The following is a 17,083-nucleotide window of genomic DNA, read 5'->3' as shown; positions in this document are numbered from 1 at the left end:
TCAGAAAGAAAAATCCTGGAAAGCGGCCGGCATTTCGGCTTGCATGGCGACGGCTTCCTGCGCCTCGTACGTTGCCTTGTCCCACAGTTCGAAGTGGTTGCCCATGCCGAGCAGCATGGTGTCCTTGGTGATGCCCGCGGCCTGGCGCAGTTCGGGCGAAACCAGCACCCGGCCGGTGCCGTCCATGTCCACGTCCATCGCATTGCCCAGGAAGATGCGCTTCCACCACTGGGCGGACATGGGCAGCTCGGCAATGCGTTCGCGGAATTTTTCCCATTCGGGGCGAGGGAACACCATGAGGCAGCCGTGCGGGTGCTTGGTGATGGTGAGTTGGCTGTTCGCCGTGGCGGCGAGGACGTCACGATGCCGGGTAGGCACGGAAAGCCTTCCCTTTGCATCCAGACTCAGCGATGACGCCCCTTGAAACACGGAATCGAACCCTAACTCGTTGTCGCGCCTGAACGCCCGGAATGGGCGCACGAGGGCACTTTTCACCACTTAATTGCACTTTTTTGCACTGTAGCAGGAAAAAAATACCGGGCCCCGCCAGGTGCAACAAAGTTTTGCAATGAAATCAACGACTTAGCACCGACAGTGCCAGTGAGGAATACCCAAAATGCGTTACTGAATAAGCACTTAGGGCAGCCTGTGCAAGTGATACCTGAAGGGTTTCACCCAACCTGGAATCCCGCCAACGAACCAGGGGCCGCGCCGGCCCGGAATCTTTTTACAAGATATAGCGCGATAAATCTTCGTCCTGGCTCAAGGACTCGAGCCGGCCACTCACGTAAGCGGCGTCCACGACCACCGTCTGGCCCGAAAGCCGGGCCGCATCGAAGCTCACTTCGTCGAGCAAGCGCTCCATCACCGTGGAGAGCCGGCGGGCGCCGATGTTCTCGGTGCGCTCGTTCACGTCGAACGCGATGTGCGCCAGCCGCGTGATGCCTTCGGGAGCGAATTCCAGCGTCACCCCTTCGGTGGCCAGCAAGGCCTGGTACTGCTTGACCAGCGAGGCATGGGTCTGCGTGAGGATGGCCTCGAAGTCCTGCACCGACAGCGACTCCAGCTCCACCCGGATCGGAAAGCGCCCCTGCAGTTCGGGGATCAGGTCGCTCGGTTTGCTCAGGTGGAACGCGCCCGAAGCGATGAAGAGGATGTGGTCCGTCTTGACCATGCCGTACTTGGTGGACACCGTGGTGCCCTCCACCAGCGGCAGCAGGTCGCGCTGCACGCCCTGGCGGGAAATGTCCGAGCCGCTGGATTCCTGCCGCGTGGCGACCTTGTCGATCTCGTCGATGAAGACGATGCCATTTTGCTCGGCGTTCTGCACCGCGCGGGTCTTCACCTCGTCCTCGTTCACGAGCTTGGCGGCTTCTTCGTCGGTGAGCAGCTTCAGCGCCTCGGCGATCTTGAGCTTGCGCGTGTGGCGCTTTTCCTGGCCCATCTGGCTGAACATGCCGCGCAGCTGCTCGGCCATCTCTTCCATGCCCTGCGGACCCATGATTTCCAGCTGGGGCCGGGCGTCGGCCACATCGATTTCGATTTCCTTGTCGTCCAGCTGGCCCTCGCGCAGCTTCTTGCGAAACACCTGCCGGGCGGTGTTGTCGGCGGGTGCGGATGCGTCCTGCGCGGCGCTTCGCGCGGGCGGCACCAGCACGTCGAGGATGCGCTCCTCGGCGGCGTCCTCGGCACGGGCGCGGCCCTTCTTCATGTCGCTCTCGCGGGCTTGCTTGACGGCCATCTCGACCAGGTCGCGGATGATGGAATCCACGTCCTTGCCCACATAGCCCACTTCGGTGAACTTGGTGGCCTCGACTTTGATGAAGGGCGCATCCGCCAGGCGCGCAAGGCGGCGGGCGATCTCGGTCTTGCCCACGCCGGTGGGGCCGATCATGAGGATGTTCTTGGGCGTGATCTCGTGGCGCAGCGCGCCCTCCACCTGCTGGCGGCGCCAGCGGTTGCGCAGCGCGATGGCGACGGCGCGCTTGGCGCTGGCCTGGCCGACGATGTGGTGGTCGAGTTCGGAGACGATTTCCTGGGGGGTCATGGACGACATGGAGACCTGCAATCAAATGAGCTGCCAGCGCATATTCCTCTAGGGCAGGCAGCTATCAAATTAATAGTAAACACCAGAACGCTCAGAGCGTCTCGATGGTGTGGTTCATGTTGGTGTAGATGCACAGTTCGCCGGCGATCTCCAGCGACTTCTTGACCACCTCCTGCGCGCTGAGCTCCGTGTGGTTCAACAGCGCCTTGGCGGCCGAATGCGCATAGGCGCCACCCGATCCGATGGCCACGATGCCCTGCTCGGGCTCCAGCACGTCGCCGTTGCCGGTGATGATGAGCGAGGCGCTCGCATCGGCCACCGCCAGCATGGCCTCCAGGCGGCGCAGCACGCGGTCGGTGCGCCAGTCCTTGGTGAGTTCGATGGCCGCGCGCGTCAGGTGGCCCTGGTGCTTTTCCAGCTTGGCCTCGAACCGCTCGAAGAGCGTGAACGCATCGGCCGTCGCCCCGGCGAAGCCGGCGAGGACCTTGCCGTGGTAGAGCTTGCGCACCTTGCGCGCGGTGCCCTTGACCACGATGTTGCCCAGGGTGACCTGGCCGTCGCCGCCGATGGCGACCTGAATGCCGTCCGCCGTCTGGCGGCGGACGCTGAGGATGGTGGTGCCGTGAAACTGTTCCATAGCGTTGGCATGTGGGGATGCCCTCACGGTTTGCAACCGGCCCTTCGCAAGGGCACCGGAAGGCACCGCCCGCATCCACCGCCAAGCCCGAATGGCGCGGCTGGGAGACCGGACGGAAGGGTGTCAGTTCTTGCGCGGAACGACCCAGGCGTGTTCGTTCACGCCGATCACGTTGAAGAACACCGCCACCAGCCGCTGCAGGTTGATGAAGTGCACCGCATGGCCCTGGGCCTGCTGCTCGGCCGCCCAGTTGAGCACCGAGCCAGCCGCCGTGAAATCCACGCGGATCAGCCGGTCGCACGCGATGATCAGCGGCGCACCGGGCTTCAGCCGCTCTTCGAACGGCTCCAGCAGGGGCGCTGCATCGCCTTCGATGTGGCCGGACAGCGAGGCCGGCAGATCGCCGCTCTCCAGCCCCGCGGGCATGGACGACGGGTCGCCGTAGCCCGAGGCGTGCAGATCGGCCAGGGACGCCGCTTCGGGCACGGGCGCCGAGCCGTCATCACTGGAATAGCTGCATCGCGGCGAGACCCACGAGGGGGGCGAAACCTCGTAGGTCACGCAGTAGTCGAGGGCCACGAGTTCGAATTCGTCGGGCCGGCCCATGAGGCGCAGGGCCGCCATGCGCAGGCGCCACCATTCCGGAGACGTGTCGCGGTCGCCCGACTGCGTGCGCGACTCCAGCACCGTATTGAGCGCATCCACCCCGAAGAAGGACAGTTGCACCTCTTGCTCGGCCCACTGCGTGAACAGATTGGCCAGCAGCGGCACCGCGGCCTCGTCGATGGCCGCCAGGCGCGACCACGTCAGGGTCCAGGGCGGTGCGGCACGGGCCAGCGAGGCCTGCAGCGCCACCACCGATTGCGCTGCCAGGGAAGCCGGGGCGTTCCAGCTGAACTCGCGCTGGGGCAGCCCCGAGGCGGCCGGCGCCGCCTGCACCTGCAGGCCGAGCAGCTCGGGCATGGAAAACCACAGCGGGGCCGAACGGCTGAACCGCGCGGCGTAGTCGATCGCCAGCGCATCGAAACGCTCGTGCTCTCCGATGGCGCGGTACAGATCGAACAGCGTCATCCAGATTTCCAGCTGCTGCCGGGGATCGTCCTGCTCGTGCTGCGCCAGCACTTCGAGCAGGCCGGACTCCGCGCCGGCATGGTCGCCATTGGCAAAACGGATGGCGGCTTCCTCGAGGTCGGGTTCGTGCACGAATTCCTCCGGTTCTAGAACCACGGCGGGGACCGCTGGCGGCGCGCTGGCCAGGGCCGATGGCACCGGCCGCTGCGCTGGCGGCACGATCGCGCCGCCTTCGGACGAAGCGCCCGGCAGCAGGCTCTCGCCCGTGAACAGCGGCTGCACCGCAGTCGGGGCGGCGGACAGTGCGCCGGACAGGCTGGCCGGCGCCGTGGGCGCGAAGGCCCGGGCATCGGCCGCGGACCTGGACTCCGGCGAACCCATGTCGCCGAGTTCGCTGGGCACGGCGGTGTTCTTGCTTTTCCACCACTGCTGGGACATCTGCGCCTCGATCTCGTCGATCTTCTTGAGCGTGACGGCCCGGTCATCGGGCGATGCCATGCTGCTTTGAAAGAACGAGGGGCGTGCGGTCGGGTCTTCGGTGCGCTGGCCCTGCAGGGCCTCGCGCTTGCGCAGCTTGCGCAGTTGATCGAACTCGCGGCGGCGCACGAAATCGTTGCGGCGCTTGCGCTCGATCATCTCCTTGAGCATCTGCTTGCTGTACTGGCTTTCGCGGTCGGCATCGATGGAATCAAGATCGGTCCAGTTGACCGTGGGGTTGCGGACGAACCGAACCATCTTGGTCAACAGGCCGGGGGAAGACTCTTCCTTGCTCATGGATCGTGGTTCAGGTCGCTCGCCGCGCAAAACACCTCGGGAAGATCAGTCCCCGAACATCTTTTGCTTGAGTTCGCGGCGCTGCTGCGCTTCCAGCGACAGCGTGGCCGTGGGGCGTGCCAGCAGGCGGCCGACGCCGATGGGCTCGCCCGTCTCGTCGCAGTAGCCGTAGTCGCCCGCGTCGATGCGGCCGATGGATTGCTCGATCTTCTTGAGCAATTTGCGCTCGCGGTCGCGGGTGCGCAGTTCGAGGGCGTGCTCTTCTTCGATGGTGGCGCGGTCGGCGGGGTCGGGAACGACCACGGTGTCTTCGCGCAGGTGCTCGGTGGTTTCACCGGCGTTGTTGTGCATGTCTTGCTTCAACTGCACCAGCTTGTGGCGGAAGAACGCCAGCTGTTTTTCATTCATGTACTCGGTGTCGGGCATGGCGAGCACTTCGGCGTCGGTCAGCTCCTCGGCGGACTTGGTTTTCCAGTTGCCGGCCAGCTTCGGATCTTTCTTGGCGGCCGCGCCGGAATTTTGCAGGGTCGTAGGCATGGTGTGTGTGTAGCTGGCTTTGGCGGCGGTGGAAGCCACCGCGGGTGCCATGGATGGTACGGTCAATTGGGCCAAACGGGAAGAAGGCCGGGCGCTGCGCGCGGGTTCGTCCGAAGGCTCCGCGGAAACAGGCGATGCCGCCTCGGGCTTGGGTTTGGCAACCGCTTTAGCGGCTGCGCGGACGGTGCCGCTGAGGGGTGCCTTGGCATCCGCCTCGGGTTTGCTGGTATCGGCTTTCACTTCCTGTCTCCTCGCAGTAGGGGCGGGCCCGGAGCACGCGACGCGGCTCCGGGGGCAGTAGCAGGCCTTCCGGCGTTTTACCGGGGCGCGATTGTATCGATCCAGGGGCGTCGCGCACTGGAAAGTGGCAGATATCACACAAGCCCGCGCGGCAAGCGCCGAAAGGGGCTTCGTCCTACTCGGCCAGACATTGTTCGAGGCCCTGCAGGAAGATGTCCTTGGGCAGGTCCAGGCCGATGAAAACCATCTTGCTCAAACGCGGCTCGTCCTCGGCCCACTGCGGCCCCAGGTCGCTGCCCATCAACTGGTGCACGCCCTGGAAGATCACCTTGCGCTCGGTGCCCTTCATGTTCAGCACGCCCTTGTAGCGCAGCATGCGCGGGCCGTAGATGTTGACGATGGCGCCCAGGAAGTCCTCCAGCTTGGCGGGATCGAAGGGCCGCTCGGCACGGTAGACGAAGCTCTTCACATCGTCGTCGTGGTGATGGTGGCGCCCGTGGTTCTCGCCGTGCTGGTGCGAGGGATGGTCGCAGTGCTCGCCGTGTTCATGGTCGTGGTCCTGGTGGCCATGGTCGTGGTCATGCCCGTGGCCGTGGTCGTCTTCCTTGAGGAACTCGGGGTCGATGTCCAGCTTGGCGTTCAGGTTGAAGCCGCGCAGGTCCAGCACCTCGGCCAGCGGCACTTCGCCGAAATGCACGGCCTTGATGGGCGCGCGCGGGTTCATGTGCTTGAGGCGGTGGATCAGGGCGTCGGTCTCTTCCTTGCCCACCAGATCGGTCTTGGACAGGAATATCTGGTCGGCGAACCCCACCTGGCGGCGCGCCTCCTGGCGGTCGTTGAGCTGCTGGGGCGCGTGCTTGGCGTCCACCAGGGTGATGATGGAATCGATGAGGTACGTCTCTGCGATCTCTTCGTCCATGAAGAAGGTCTGCGCCACGGGGCCGGGGTCGGCCAGGCCGGTGGTTTCGATCACGATGCGGTCGAATTCGAGCAGGCCCTGGCGCTTCTTGGCGGCCAGCAATTGCAGCGTCTCGCGCAGGTCTTCGCGGATGGTGCAGCAGATGCAGCCGTTGCTCATCTGCACGATCTGCTCCTTGGATTCGGTCACCAGGATGTCGTTGTCGATGTTCTCTTCGCCGAATTCGTTTTCGATCACGGCGATCTTCTGGCCGTGGGCCTCGGACAGCAGGCGCTTGAGCAGCGTGGTCTTGCCCGAGCCCAGGAAGCCGGTGAGGATGGTGGCGGGAATGAGGGACATGGAAGGCTTTCAGGGAAAGGCCGCCGGGGCCGAGGTGTGGCGGAGCGCGGCGGAATTTGGGGATCGGGGAGCGGGCGGAGCGGCCGCTCCATGGGCATGAAAGAAGTTTAGCGAAGCTGTCAAGCCCCACACCCGGTGCCGCCGCTCCACCCTGGCGCAAGGGAGGGCTTCAGGCCGGCTTGCGCATCACGGCCAGGCCCTTGAGGTATTCGCCCTCGGGAAACTCCAGCGTCATCGGATGGTCGGGTGCGCCGCCCAGGCGCTCCAGGATGAAGCCGTCCACCCCCGCATCGGCACCGGCCGAGGCGACGATCTTGTGGAACAGATCGGCGCTGATGCCCCCCGAGCACGAGAACGTGTAGAGCATGCCGCCCGGCTCCAGCAGTTGCAGCGCCAGGCGGTTGATGTCCTTGTAGGCCCGCGCGGCGCGGTCGGCGTGCGCAGCGGTGGGGGCGAACTTGGGCGGATCGAGCACGATGGCGTCGAAGGTGCGGCCGTCCTTCAGGAATTGCCGCAGCGAGGCGTTCACGTCGGCATCGAGAAAGTCCGCGCGGCCGGCGTCGAACCCGTTGAGGGCCACGTGCGCCCGGGCGCGCTCCAGCGCGGGGCCCGAGGAATCGATCGAGGTCACCTGCCCGGCCCCGCCCGCCAGCGCCGCCACGGTGAAGCCGCCCGTGTAGCAGTAGCAATTGAGCACGCGCTGAAAGCCCAGGCGCCGCGTGGCATCCGCAAAACGCTTGCGGCTGTCGCGCTGGTCGAGATAGAAGCCGGTCTTGTGCCCCTCGGCGATGTCCAGCGTCAGGCGCCATTCGTGCTCGCGGATTTCCAGGCCCGTCTCGCCCTCGCCGCGCAGCCAGCCGGTGGCGGGCTCCAGGCCCTCCAGGCCGCGCACGCTGGCGTCGGAGCGTTCATACAGGCGGGCCAGGCCGGTTTCCTGGAGCAATGCATCGGCGATCTCGGCCTTCCAGCGCTCGGTGCCGGCGCTGGTGAATTGCGCCACCAGCGTGTCGCCGTAGCGGTCCACGATCAGGCCGGGCAGGCCGTCGGACTCGCCATGCACCAGGCGCACGCCGTCGCTTTCAATGCCGAATCGGCCTCTGGCGCATATGGAACGCCGGACCTTAGCTATTAAAAAAGGAGCATCGATGCGCTGGGCTTCGTCGAAGCTCCACACCCGGGCGCGGATGCGGGAGGTGGGGCTGAAGGCCGCCCAGGCAAGGAACTGGCCTTCGTGCGACTCGACCCGCACCGTCTCGCCGCTGTCGCCCCCGCCTTTGGCGATGGCCGATTCGAAGATCCAGGGGTGGCGGCGCAGGAGCGAGCGCTCCTTGCCAGGGCGAAGGCGAAGGGTTTTCATGCCCGCGATTGTGCGATGCCCCAAGGCCCTTCCCGGCGAAATCGGCCATCGGCCCGCAGGTGAAACCCAGGCCGCAGGCGAGGACGCCAAGCAACATTTGAGCATTGTTGAGAAACATCCGCTCACATCTTTATACGATCCGTTCAGCCTCCAGCACCCCTGCCGGAGCCGCTGTTGGAGCGCTGCTGCCAGCGTTCGCACCAGATCCATTTCAATAATTTCGGGAGAAACATCCACATGCTGCACTTCGGTCCTCTCAAGGTCGCCACCCGCCTGGCCCTTCTTCTCGCGCTTTTGTGCCTGCTCGCCGCGGGGGCCGGCACGGCCGGCCTGCTGGGCATGGCGGGCTCCAACGCAGCGCTCGTCTCGGTCTATCACGACCGGGTCGTGCCGCTCAAGCAGATCAAGATCGTGGCCGACGCGTACGCCGTGAACGTGGTCGACACCGCCCACAAGGTGCGCGACGGCGCCATGACGCCGCAGCAGGGGCTGGAGTCGATCGCCAGCGCGCGCAAGGACATCGATGCGCAATGGTCGGCCTACCTGTCCACCCGGCTGATCGGCGAGGAGCGCCGGCTGGTCGCGCAATTCCGCCCGCTGCAGGTGGCGGCCGACGCCGCCGTGGCGCGGCTGGAAAGCCTGCTTCAGGCCGGCGACATCGCGGGCCTGACCGCATTCGCCGCGCGCGAGATGTACCCGGCGCTCGACCCGCTGCAGACCGTGCTGTCGTCGCTCACGCAAGTGCAGCTGGACACGGCGTACGCCGACTACGAAAACGCGGAAGAGGCCTTCGCTAAAACGCGCCTGGGCATCGTGGCGGCGGTGGCCGCGGGCGTGCTGGCTGCGCTGGGCCTGGGCTACCTGGTGGCGCGCAGCATCCTGCGCGAGCTGGGCGCCGAACCCGCCGTGGCCGCAGCCCTGGCGCGCAGCGTGGCGCAGGGCGACCTGACGGTGGCCATCGCACTCGCCCCGGGTGACGACACCAGCCTGATGGCGCAGTTGCGCCACATGCGCGACCACCTGGCCGCCGTGGTGTCCGCCATCCACGAAAGCGCCGAAAGCGTCTCGGCCGCCGCATCGCAGATCGCCCAGGGCAATGGCGACCTCTCGGCGCGCACCGAAGGCCAGGCCGGCGCACTGCAGCAGACCGCGGCGTCCATGGAGCAGCTGAGCGCCACCGTGCGCCACAACGCCGACAGCGCACGGCAGGCAGACCAGCTCGCACAGAACGCCTGCGCCGTGGCGCGCGAAGGCGGCGCGGTGGTAACCGACGTGATACAGACCATGCGCGGCATCAACGACAGCAGCCGCAAGATCGCGGACATCACCGGGGTGATCGACGCCATCGCCTTCCAGACCAACATCCTCGCGCTCAATGCCGCGGTGGAAGCGGCGCGCGCCGGTTCCGAAGGCCGCGGCTTCGCGGTGGTGGCGGGAGAAGTGCGGCACCTGGCGCAGCGCGCCGCACAGGCCGCCGGCGAGATCAAGGGCCTCATCACCGCCAGCGTGGAACGGGTGAACGCGGGCACGGCGTTGGTGGACCGCGCGGGCCAGACCATGGGCAGCGTGGTGAGCAGCATCGGCGGCCTGACGGGGCTGGTGGGAGAGATCACCGCCGCCAGCCGCGAGCAGAGCGAAGGCGTGGACCAGATCAACGGGGCCGTGACGCAGATGGACCAGACCACCCAGCACAACGCCGCCATGGTGGAAGAGATGGCCGCCGCCGCGTCGGCCCTGAGCAGCCGCGCACGCGACCTGCTCGGGGCGGTCGCCGCCTTCAAGCTGCCGCACCGCCCCGCCCTGGCCCACCCGCACGTCTCGCTGCGGCTGCTGCAGGGTTAAACGACCGGTTCAGGCTTCGGTCAAGCCCCGTTCAGGACTCGCCCCTAGGCCGCCCGATCCGGTCAATCCGTGGATTTCTTGCGCGCCCGGGGGTGGGCCGCGTCGTACACCTTGGCCAGGTGCTGGAAGTCGAGCCGCGTATAGACCTGCGTGGTGGTGATGTTGGCGTGGCCGAGCAGCTCCTGCACGGCCCGCAGGTCGCCGCTCGATTGCAGCAGGTGGCTGGCGAACGAGTGGCGCAGCATGTGCGGGTGCACCGGCGTGGTCAGCCCCGCCTGCTGGCTGCGCTGGCGCAGGCGCAGCCAGATCGATTGCGCGGTGAGCCGCCGGCCGCGCTGGCCCACGAACAGCGCAGCGTCCAGCCGGGCCGACGCCGCACCGCCGAAGGGTTGCGGGCGCTGGGCCAGCCAGGTCTGCAGCGCGGCCAGCGCCGCAGGCCCCACGGGCACGCTGCGGCGCTTTGCGCCTTTGCCGAACACATGGGCGTCGCCGCCCTCCAGATCGATCCAGCCGCGGCCCTGGCGCTGGGTGTCGGGCCCGGCCACGGCATCCAGCCCCGCCAGTTCACCCACGCGCAACCCGCAGCCATAGAGCAGTTCCACCATGGCAGCGTCGCGCGCCTCCAGCCAGGGGTCTCCGCCGGCGTGCTCGAACTCGGCCAGGCGCACGGCATCGTCCACGGCAAGGGCCTTGGGCAGCGGCTTGGGCGCGCGCGGCGCACGCACGCCCTGCACGGGGTTGTGCGGCACGAGGCCCTGCTGCCCGGCCCAGGTGAAAAAGCCGCGCCAGCCCGAGAGGATGAGTGCGATGCCGCGCCCGCTGCGCCCGCCGCTGTGCATCAGCGCGACGAAGCGGCGGATGTGCCCAGTCGTGAGGCGCAGCAGCGGCACGCCCGCACCCTCGGCAAAGCGGGCGAGCTTTTCCAGGTCCAGCGTGTAAAGCGCAAGGGTGCGCGCGGCCAGGCGCTTTTCGACCCGCACATGTTCCAGATAGCGCAGCACCATCGGGTCGGGGGGCGGCGGGGCGGGAGCACCGTCGGGCGGGCTGGCCGCAGTATCGGCAGCACCGGCCGCCTGCGTCGCATCGGCCGGATGGCCGGCCTGTGGCGTTGCGGCCGGGTCGGCGGGCACCGTGTCGTCAGTCATGGCGGGCAAGTCGTCGAAAATCGTCGCAAAGTGCCGGCGGTGGCGATGGCGGCAGGGGCGGCATAGGCCCCGGTTTCAGCGCAGCCGCGAGAGTGCGCCGCTGGCCAGTTCGGCCATGCGCGCCAGAAAGTCGGTGCCCATGGACGCATCGAAGCGCAGCGGGTCGGGCGAGCCGAGCACGAGCAGGCCGAAAGCGGGCGCCGTGCTGTCGATGGCGCCTTCTCGCAGCGGCAGCAGGGCCAGCGACTGCACCTGCCCGGCATCGGGCAGCCAGGCCGTGGGCTCGAAGCCCAGGTTGGGGCCGCAGAACGGCATGGTGAGCGACGAGGCGAAGGCGCGCGCATCGGCGCTGGCGCCCTGCGCGTAGTCGGCGCCGGCATAGGTGGGGGCCACGTCCCACAGCCGCAGCGCGGCCTGCGGCACGTCGAACAGGCGGCGAATGCCCTCCTCGACCACGAAAGGCAGGCTGGATGGGTTGCGGGCCTCGGCCAGTTCGCGCGTCCAGCGGTGGATCTTCTGGGCGATGGCGGCGTTTTCATTGCTGTTGCGCACCATTTCCATGATGCGCTGCTCCAGGCCCTTGATCTTCTCGCGCAGCATCTCGGCCTGGCGCTCCTGCAGGCTCACGGCGCGCTGGCCATGGGGGCTGGTGATCTGCACGCTGGCCAGCACTTCGGCGTGGCGCTCGAAAAAGCCCGGCGTCTGCGCCAGGAACTCGGCGATGTCGTCTTCGGTGATGGGAGGAACCTGGGTGCTGCTTGGGGACATGGTCATGGTGCGTCGGGAATGTCGATCTGGCCTTCGAAAACGGTCGTGGCGGGGCCGGTCATGAAGACCGGGTCCGTGTCGCCGCCGTTCCAGGCGATGGTGAGGAGGCCGCCGCGCGCCTGCACGTCCACGCGCGCGTCGAGCAGCCCCAGGCGGATGCCGCTGGCCACGGCGGCGCAGGCCCCCGTGCCGCAGGCCAGCGTCTCGCCGGCACCGCGCTCGTACACGCGCAGGCGCACATGGGTGCGGTCCACGATTTGAAGGAAGCCGGCGTTCACGCGCTGTGCAAAGCGCGCGTGGCGCTCGATGAGGGGGCCGGCCTGGGCGACGGGCGCGGTGTCCACGTCGTCCACCAGCTGCACCGCATGCGGATTGCCCATGGAGGCGACCGCTACCAAAGTAATAGCAATACCCCCTACTGGATCATGCGCCAGAGGCCATTTTTGCCCTGAACCCTGCGGGACCGGCACGAGGCCGGCCGTGTCGAACGGCACGCGCACGGGGTCGAACACGGGGCAGCCCATGTCCACCGTCACGCGCCCGTCGGGCGTGAGTTCGGGGGCGATGTCGCCGGACCGCGTGCGCACGCGGATGCGGTCTTTGTCGGTGAGCCCCTTGTCGCGCACGAAGCGGGCGAAGCAGCGGGCGCCGTTGCCGCACTGCTCCACCTCGCCGCCGTCGGCGTTGTGGATCAGGTATTCGAAGTCGATGCCCTCGGCGGGCGAGGGACGGACGGTGAGGATCTGGTCGGCGCCCACGCCGAAGTGGCGGTCGCCCAGGAAACGGTATTGCGCGGCGGTCAGGCCGAGGCGGCCCTGCGTTTCATCGATCACGACGAAATCGTTGCCCGCGCCCTGCATCTTGGTGAAGCGGATGTGCATGGGGCCGGATTATCGTCGCCATGCCGGCCCGCGATGTAACGGTTCAGCCGCTGGCCACGGCCAGCGCCGCGTAGTCGCCCACCCGCAGCCCCAGCCCGGCCGGCACCAGCTGCACGCCGGCCGTGAGCGCCGGCAGGTGCGCCGACACCTCGGCCTGCAGGGGCGGGAGCAGGTAGTCCTGGTGGTGAAGGAACACGCTGCCACCGATGCTGATGCGCTGCAGGTCCAGCGTGGCCACCAGGTTGTAGAGCATGCGGCCCAGCACCCGGCACATGCCCGCGACGGCGGCGTGCGCGGCGGCATCGCCCCGCTTGGCGGCGTCCACCAGTTGCTCGGCATCGCGGCCGAACCGGCGCGGCATCGAGTTACCGGCCACGAGCGACTCCACATCGCCCACGTTGCCGCAGCCGCACATCGCATCGCCCGGCCCGTCGCTGGAAAAGCTGTGGCCCGCGTGGCCGGCGTTGCCGCTCTTGCCGCGCAGCACCCGGCCATCCACGCACAGGCCCACGCCCACGCCGGTGCTCCAGGTCACATAGGCGCAGTGGTCCAGGCCCTGCAGCGCGCCCCAGCGGCGCTCGGCCAGCAAGGCGGCCACGGCATCGTTTTGCGCGTGCACCACGCCCAGGGCAGCCGCAAGCGGTGCCTGGATGGGAATCTGCGTCCAGTCGTTGGTTGCCTCGCGCCCGGGGCCGGCCAGACCGCCGCAGATGTTGGGGGTGGCCAGCTCCACCTGGCCGTCGCGCAGCGCGAAGGGGCCGCAGGCGGAAACGCCGGTGGACTGCAGCTGCGCGCGGGTGATGCCGACCTCGGCGCAGGCTTCGTCCACCATGCGCAGGGCCTGCCGCGCGAGGGCATCGGGGGCACCGGTCTTTGCCGTGGGCTCGGTGCGGCGGGCCACCAGTTCGGCCAGTCCGGTGCCCGCGGGGGCCAGGGCGACGGCGATCTTGGTGCCGCCGATGTCAATGCATGCTCTCATCTCCACCTCGCTTATCTGGTATCTGTCGTGTGCGGGGCCTGCGCCGGCCAACCGCCGCGCCAGTGCGGCTGGGGCGGCGTCAGCGGCGGGGGCGATGCCCGGCAGTATCGGCGCCAAGGCCGCACGGCGATGTAGGCCAGTGCCGCCCACCGGCGCTGCGGGCTGCAGGGTCAGATGGAGTAGCCCAGGACCATCGCCACGCCGGGTTCCTTGTTCGGGCGGCTGAAGCTCTCGCGGCTCAGGCGGGCCATGGGCAGGTTGAACTGGTCGTTGGCGAACCACTTCTTGTACAGCGGATCGATCTCGCGGCTGGAAAACAGGCGGTTCAGCGTGCGGTCCACCACGGCGCCCAGCTCGGTGTCGCCCTTGCGCATCATGATGGCGTAGGGCTCCACCGACAGCACGAACTTGCTGAGATCCACCTTGTCCGCGGCCTTGTTCTTGGCGGCCATGCCGAGCAGCAGCGAATCGTCGTTGGCATAGGCGCGCACGGTGCCGTCCTGGAAGGCCTTGTAGGCCTCGGTGTCGGAGGCGAACACCTTGAGCTGCATCTTCACCTCATTGACGGCGAGCTGGGTCAGGAGCTTCTCGGACGTCGTGCCCTTGCTCACCGCCACGGGCAGCCCGGCCAGGTCCTGCAGCGCATCCATCTTGACGCCCTTGGGCACGAGAACGCGGATGCCCGCCACGAAGACGGTGTTGCTGAACGCCACACGGTCCTGGCGCGCCTTGGTGTTGGTGGTGGAGCCGCATTCGAGGTCGATCTCGCCGGCTTCCAGCTTGGGAATGCGTTCCGTGCCGCTCACCACCTTGTATTTCACGTCCAGCTCCTTGAGCTTGAGCGTGTGCTTGATCTCTTCCACGGCCGCCAGGCACAGGTCGACGGAATAACCGGCGGGGGCCTTCTTGTCGTCCAGGAACGAAAACGGCCAAGCCGCTTCGCGCACGCCCAGGGTGATGGAATGGGTTTCCTGAATGCGTTGCAGCGTGTTGGCAGGCACCTGGGCGGAGGCGGACAACGGCACGAGGGCGCAGGCGAGCAGCGGCAGCAGCCGGGCGATGGAGCGGAACATGGAAAAACGACTTTCAAAGGGGCGGCCGGGACATCGGGCGCGCCCAGTGTGGCAAGGGCAGATGGAGGTTTGGTGACAGGCGCGTGGAGGCCTCACACCCATTTGGCGATCAGGCTGGCCAGGGCGCTGAGCAACAGGGTGCTGGTGAGCGGAATGAACCACTCCCGGCCGAACAGCCTGAACCGGAAGTCTCCCGGCAACCGGCCCATTCCCAGGCGCTGCAGCAACGGCGTGAGGCCATTGATCAGCACCAGCGCGAGAAAAACGACGATCAGCCAGCGAAACATGGGCTGGGAGTTTAGGGCTTGCCGCGGATCGCAGCCCCGCGATTGGCCCTGGCCGGCGGATGGGTGCGCCGCGAGCGCGGCCTGCCCCGGCCCATTTTTCAGCGCTGCACGCCCCAGCGCCGCACGGTCAGCCGCTCCAGCGTGTGAAAGCCCAGCGTCTCCACCAAGAGCCCGATGAGGATCACGAGCGCAAGCCCCGCGAACACCTTGTCGGTGTAGAGCTCGTTGCGGTTTTGAAAGATGTACCAGCCGAGCCCGCCCTTGCCCGACGAGGCGCCGAACACCAGTTCGGCCGCGATCAGCGTGCGCCAGGCAAAGGCCCAGCCGATCTTCAGCCCGGAAAGAATGGACGGCAGCGCCGCAGGCACGAGGATCTGCAGCACGTAGCGGATTCCCGTGAGCCCGTAGTTGCGCCCGGCCATGCGCAGGGTTTCCGGCACGCCCTGAAACCCGGCGTAGGTGGCCAGCGACAGCGGCCACAGCACCGAGTGAACCAGCACGAACACCAGGCTGCCCTGCCCCAGGCCGAACCACAGCAGCGCCAGCGGCAGCAGCGCGATCGCGGGCAACGGGTTGAACATGGACGTGAGCGTGGACAGCAGATCGCGCCCGAACTGCGTGGACACGGCCAGCGTGGTGAGCACGAAGGCCCCCGCGATGCCGGCCAGATAGCCCTTGAGCAGCACCGACAGCGAGATGGCCGCCTTAGCAAGCAGCTCGCCCGACGCCAGCCCTTCGCCCAGCGCCCGTGCAGTCTGCAGGAACGTGGGCAGCAGCAGATCGTTGTTCTGCCAGCGCGCCAGCGCTTCCCACAGCACCGCGAGCACCGCCAGGATGGCCAGGCGCCGCACGGCACTGTGCTGCCAGAATCTCGCAAAGGGAGGCAGCGGCTGCTCCGGCGCGATGCCGGCCAGGGGCGCGAGCGGGCCTTCGAATTCGGGGCGCACGGGCGGCTCGGGCCGCGCGCGCAGCACCGTGTCCACGGGAGGGGTCAGGGCAGCGGTCATACGGATATCTGAAACGGCAAGGCCCCGGCCGGGCGCAGGGACGGCGAAGCCACGGCCCGTTCGTGCGCCTGCACCTTTGCTTGCACGGGCCCGGCCGAGCCGGCGGCACCGCCGCCTTCACCGGGTGCGGCCTCGTCGAACAGCAGCCGGTGGATGCGCTGGGCCGTGGCCTGGAACGCGGCGCCGCCCAGGCTGTGCAGCCCGAACTGGTGGCAATTGACCTCGGCACGCAGCCGGCCCGGGTGCGGGGACAGGATGGCGATGCGGTTGCCCACCACCAGCGCCTCTTCGATCGAATGGGTGACGAAGATCAGCGTGAAGCGGAACTCGTCCCACAGGCCCAGCAGCTCTTCCTGCATGCGGCGGCGCGTGAGCGCATCCAGCGCCGCGAAGGGCTCGTCCATCAGCAGCACGCGCGGCTGCATGGCCAGGGCACGGGCGATGGCCACGCGCTGCTTCATGCCGCCCGACAGCTGGTGCGGATGGGCGTCGGCGAACTTCGTGAGCCCGACCTTGTCCAGGTACAGCGCCGCGCGCTCCGCGGCTTCCGCCCGGCTGGCACGGCGCGCGGCCAGCAGCGGAAACATCACGTTCTCGCGCACGGTCTTCCAGGGCGGCAATTGGTCGAACTCCTGAAACACCACCACGCGGTCAGGGCCCGGCCGCGTGACGGGCTGGCCGTCGAGCACGATGCGGCCCTCGCTCGGCGCGATGAAGCCCGCGATGGCCTTGAGCAAGGTCGATTTGCCGCAGCCCGACGCGCCCAGCAGCACGAAACGGTCGGCCGCGTGCACGCTGAAATCGACCCGGTGCGTGGCGCGCACGGCGGTGTCGCGCGTGCGGTAGTCGATGCTCACGCCTTCCACCCGCAGCAGCGCAGGGGGCACGGCCTCAGCCCCCAGCGGGCTTGCAGAAGGTGCCGGCAGCGCGGAATCGCCGCCCCCGGCCGCGCCGGTTTCGGGGTCCAGGCGCTCCATGAGCGCGGGGTTCAGGGATCGGAACCGCATGGCGTGGCGTCAGCTGCCGCCCGCGGTGTGGGCGTCTTCGAAGAAATACTCACAAGTCAGAAATATAGGCGACAGATGGGTGTCTGAAGAATGACCTGATGAGTGCAGGATCTTCAGCCACCGACTGCAACTGCGCATCCACACGCTCCTTGAGCTTCTCCCCCTTTCGCAAT

Annotated in this window: 16 protein-coding genes and 1 pseudogene; 1 reads left to right on the top strand and 16 read right to left on the bottom strand. The window is 67.8% G+C overall.

Features of this window, described 5'->3' with window-relative positions:
- From mraZ to AVHM3334_RS13320, 7 genes are all read right to left on the bottom strand, one after another.
- Positions 1–429 (bottom strand): division/cell wall cluster transcriptional repressor MraZ, encoded by a 429-nt coding sequence (gene mraZ, locus AVHM3334_RS13350; RefSeq protein ID WP_272569587.1) that lies wholly within the window; start codon positions 427–429, stop codon positions 1–3.
- Between the two features lie 298 nt (positions 430–727).
- Complete coding sequence (hslU, locus tag AVHM3334_RS13345; protein ID WP_284412971.1) at positions 728–2,056, bottom strand: ATP-dependent protease ATPase subunit HslU; 1,329 nt, start codon at positions 2,054–2,056, stop codon at positions 728–730.
- 82 nt (positions 2,057–2,138) lie between these two features.
- Entirely contained in the window at positions 2,139–2,684 is a 546-nt protein-coding gene (gene hslV, locus AVHM3334_RS13340) for an ATP-dependent protease subunit HslV (protein ID WP_092940642.1), read from the bottom strand.
- Between the two features lie 123 nt (positions 2,685–2,807).
- The gene (locus AVHM3334_RS13335) at positions 2,808–4,529 is read right to left on the bottom strand and encodes an STAS domain-containing protein (RefSeq protein ID WP_284412968.1); all 1,722 of its coding nucleotides are present in this window, start codon (positions 4,527–4,529) and stop codon (positions 2,808–2,810) included.
- A gap of 45 nt (positions 4,530–4,574) precedes the next feature.
- Positions 4,575–5,306 (bottom strand): RNA polymerase-binding protein DksA, encoded by a 732-nt coding sequence (dksA, locus tag AVHM3334_RS13330; RefSeq protein ID WP_502869907.1) that lies wholly within the window; start codon positions 5,304–5,306, stop codon positions 4,575–4,577.
- 175 nt (positions 5,307–5,481) lie between these two features.
- Positions 5,482–6,564: a CobW family GTP-binding protein gene (locus AVHM3334_RS13325; protein WP_284412964.1), complete on the bottom strand. Its 1,083-nt coding sequence runs from the start codon at positions 6,562–6,564 to the stop codon at positions 5,482–5,484.
- A 169-nt stretch (positions 6,565–6,733) separates the two neighbouring features.
- Entirely contained in the window at positions 6,734–7,921 is a 1,188-nt protein-coding gene (locus AVHM3334_RS13320; RefSeq protein WP_284412962.1) for a class I SAM-dependent rRNA methyltransferase, read from the bottom strand.
- Between the two features lie 237 nt (positions 7,922–8,158).
- On the opposite strand from AVHM3334_RS13320, the gene AVHM3334_RS13315 reads away from it, so the two are divergent.
- Complete coding sequence (locus tag AVHM3334_RS13315) at positions 8,159–9,763, top strand: methyl-accepting chemotaxis protein (RefSeq protein WP_284412960.1); 1,605 nt, start codon at positions 8,159–8,161, stop codon at positions 9,761–9,763.
- Between the two features lie 62 nt (positions 9,764–9,825).
- On the opposite strand, the gene AVHM3334_RS13310 is transcribed toward AVHM3334_RS13315, so the two are convergent.
- The 9 genes and pseudogenes from AVHM3334_RS13310 to AVHM3334_RS13270 form a co-directional block, all read right to left on the bottom strand.
- A complete protein-coding gene (locus AVHM3334_RS13310) occupies positions 9,826–10,767 on the bottom strand; it encodes a tyrosine recombinase XerC (RefSeq protein ID WP_284413081.1) in 942 nt (313 codons plus the stop codon).
- Positions 10,768–10,983: 216 nt separating this feature from the next.
- Positions 10,984–11,676, bottom strand: coding sequence for a DUF484 family protein (locus AVHM3334_RS13305; RefSeq protein ID WP_284413079.1), 693 nt, complete (start codon positions 11,674–11,676; stop codon positions 10,984–10,986).
- A 2-nt stretch (positions 11,677–11,678) separates the two neighbouring features.
- Positions 11,679–12,557 carry a diaminopimelate epimerase gene (gene dapF, locus AVHM3334_RS13300; RefSeq protein WP_284412958.1) on the bottom strand — a complete coding sequence of 293 codons (879 nt, stop codon included), beginning with the start codon at positions 12,555–12,557 and terminating at the stop codon, positions 11,679–11,681.
- Positions 12,558–12,600: 43 nt separating this feature from the next.
- A complete protein-coding gene (locus AVHM3334_RS13295) occupies positions 12,601–13,536 on the bottom strand; it encodes an ROK family protein (RefSeq protein ID WP_284412956.1) in 936 nt (311 codons plus the stop codon).
- A 170-nt stretch (positions 13,537–13,706) separates the two neighbouring features.
- A complete protein-coding gene (locus AVHM3334_RS13290) occupies positions 13,707–14,609 on the bottom strand; it encodes an amino acid ABC transporter substrate-binding protein (RefSeq protein WP_284412954.1) in 903 nt (300 codons plus the stop codon).
- Positions 14,610–14,701: 92 nt separating this feature from the next.
- Positions 14,702–14,896: a DUF2905 domain-containing protein gene (locus AVHM3334_RS13285; RefSeq protein ID WP_272549218.1), complete on the bottom strand. Its 195-nt coding sequence runs from the start codon at positions 14,894–14,896 to the stop codon at positions 14,702–14,704.
- Positions 14,897–14,994: 98 nt separating this feature from the next.
- Positions 14,995–15,903, bottom strand: coding sequence for an ABC transporter permease (locus AVHM3334_RS13280; protein ID WP_284412952.1), 909 nt, complete (start codon positions 15,901–15,903; stop codon positions 14,995–14,997).
- Positions 15,900–16,910 (bottom strand): ABC transporter ATP-binding protein, encoded by a 1,011-nt coding sequence (locus AVHM3334_RS13275; RefSeq protein WP_502869906.1) that lies wholly within the window; start codon positions 16,908–16,910, stop codon positions 15,900–15,902. The genes AVHM3334_RS13280 and AVHM3334_RS13275 overlap by 4 nt, the downstream gene beginning before the upstream one ends.
- A gap of 49 nt (positions 16,911–16,959) precedes the next feature.
- Positions 16,960–17,083: pseudogene (locus AVHM3334_RS13270) on the bottom strand (IS630 family transposase); the annotation flags it as partial.

This window comes from Acidovorax sp. SUPP3334, from assembly GCF_030159055.1.
GTDB lineage: Bacteria > Pseudomonadota > Gammaproteobacteria > Burkholderiales > Burkholderiaceae_C > Paracidovorax.
This window is presented reverse-complemented; position numbering and strand designations above follow the sequence as displayed.

Coding starts and splice junctions, on each gene's coding strand:
- AVHM3334_RS13315 (WP_284412960.1), top strand. CDS start 8,159: ATGCTGCACTTCGGTCCTCTCAAGGTCGCCACCCGCCTGGCCCTTCTT.
- AVHM3334_RS13275 (WP_502869906.1), bottom strand. CDS start 16,910: ATGCGGTTCCGATCCCTGAACCCCGCGCTCATGGAGCGCCTGGACCCC.
- hslU (WP_284412971.1), bottom strand. CDS start 2,056: ATGTCGTCCATGACCCCCCAGGAAATCGTCTCCGAACTCGACCACCAC.
- AVHM3334_RS13305 (WP_284413079.1), bottom strand. CDS start 11,676: ATGTCCCCAAGCAGCACCCAGGTTCCTCCCATCACCGAAGACGACATC.
- AVHM3334_RS13320 (WP_284412962.1), bottom strand. CDS start 7,921: ATGAAAACCCTTCGCCTTCGCCCTGGCAAGGAGCGCTCGCTCCTGCGC.
- AVHM3334_RS13285 (WP_272549218.1), bottom strand. CDS start 14,896: ATGTTTCGCTGGCTGATCGTCGTTTTTCTCGCGCTGGTGCTGATCAAT.
- hslV (WP_092940642.1), bottom strand. CDS start 2,684: ATGGAACAGTTTCACGGCACCACCATCCTCAGCGTCCGCCGCCAGACG.
- AVHM3334_RS13295 (WP_284412956.1), bottom strand. CDS start 13,536: ATGAGAGCATGCATTGACATCGGCGGCACCAAGATCGCCGTCGCCCTG.
- AVHM3334_RS13325 (WP_284412964.1), bottom strand. CDS start 6,564: ATGTCCCTCATTCCCGCCACCATCCTCACCGGCTTCCTGGGCTCGGGC.
- AVHM3334_RS13310 (WP_284413081.1), bottom strand. CDS start 10,767: ATGGTGCTGCGCTATCTGGAACATGTGCGGGTCGAAAAGCGCCTGGCC.
- AVHM3334_RS13335 (WP_284412968.1), bottom strand. CDS start 4,529: ATGAGCAAGGAAGAGTCTTCCCCCGGCCTGTTGACCAAGATGGTTCGG.
- AVHM3334_RS13280 (WP_284412952.1), bottom strand. CDS start 15,903: ATGACCGCTGCCCTGACCCCTCCCGTGGACACGGTGCTGCGCGCGCGG.
- AVHM3334_RS13290 (WP_284412954.1), bottom strand. CDS start 14,609: ATGTTCCGCTCCATCGCCCGGCTGCTGCCGCTGCTCGCCTGCGCCCTC.
- dapF (WP_284412958.1), bottom strand. CDS start 12,557: ATGCACATCCGCTTCACCAAGATGCAGGGCGCGGGCAACGATTTCGTC.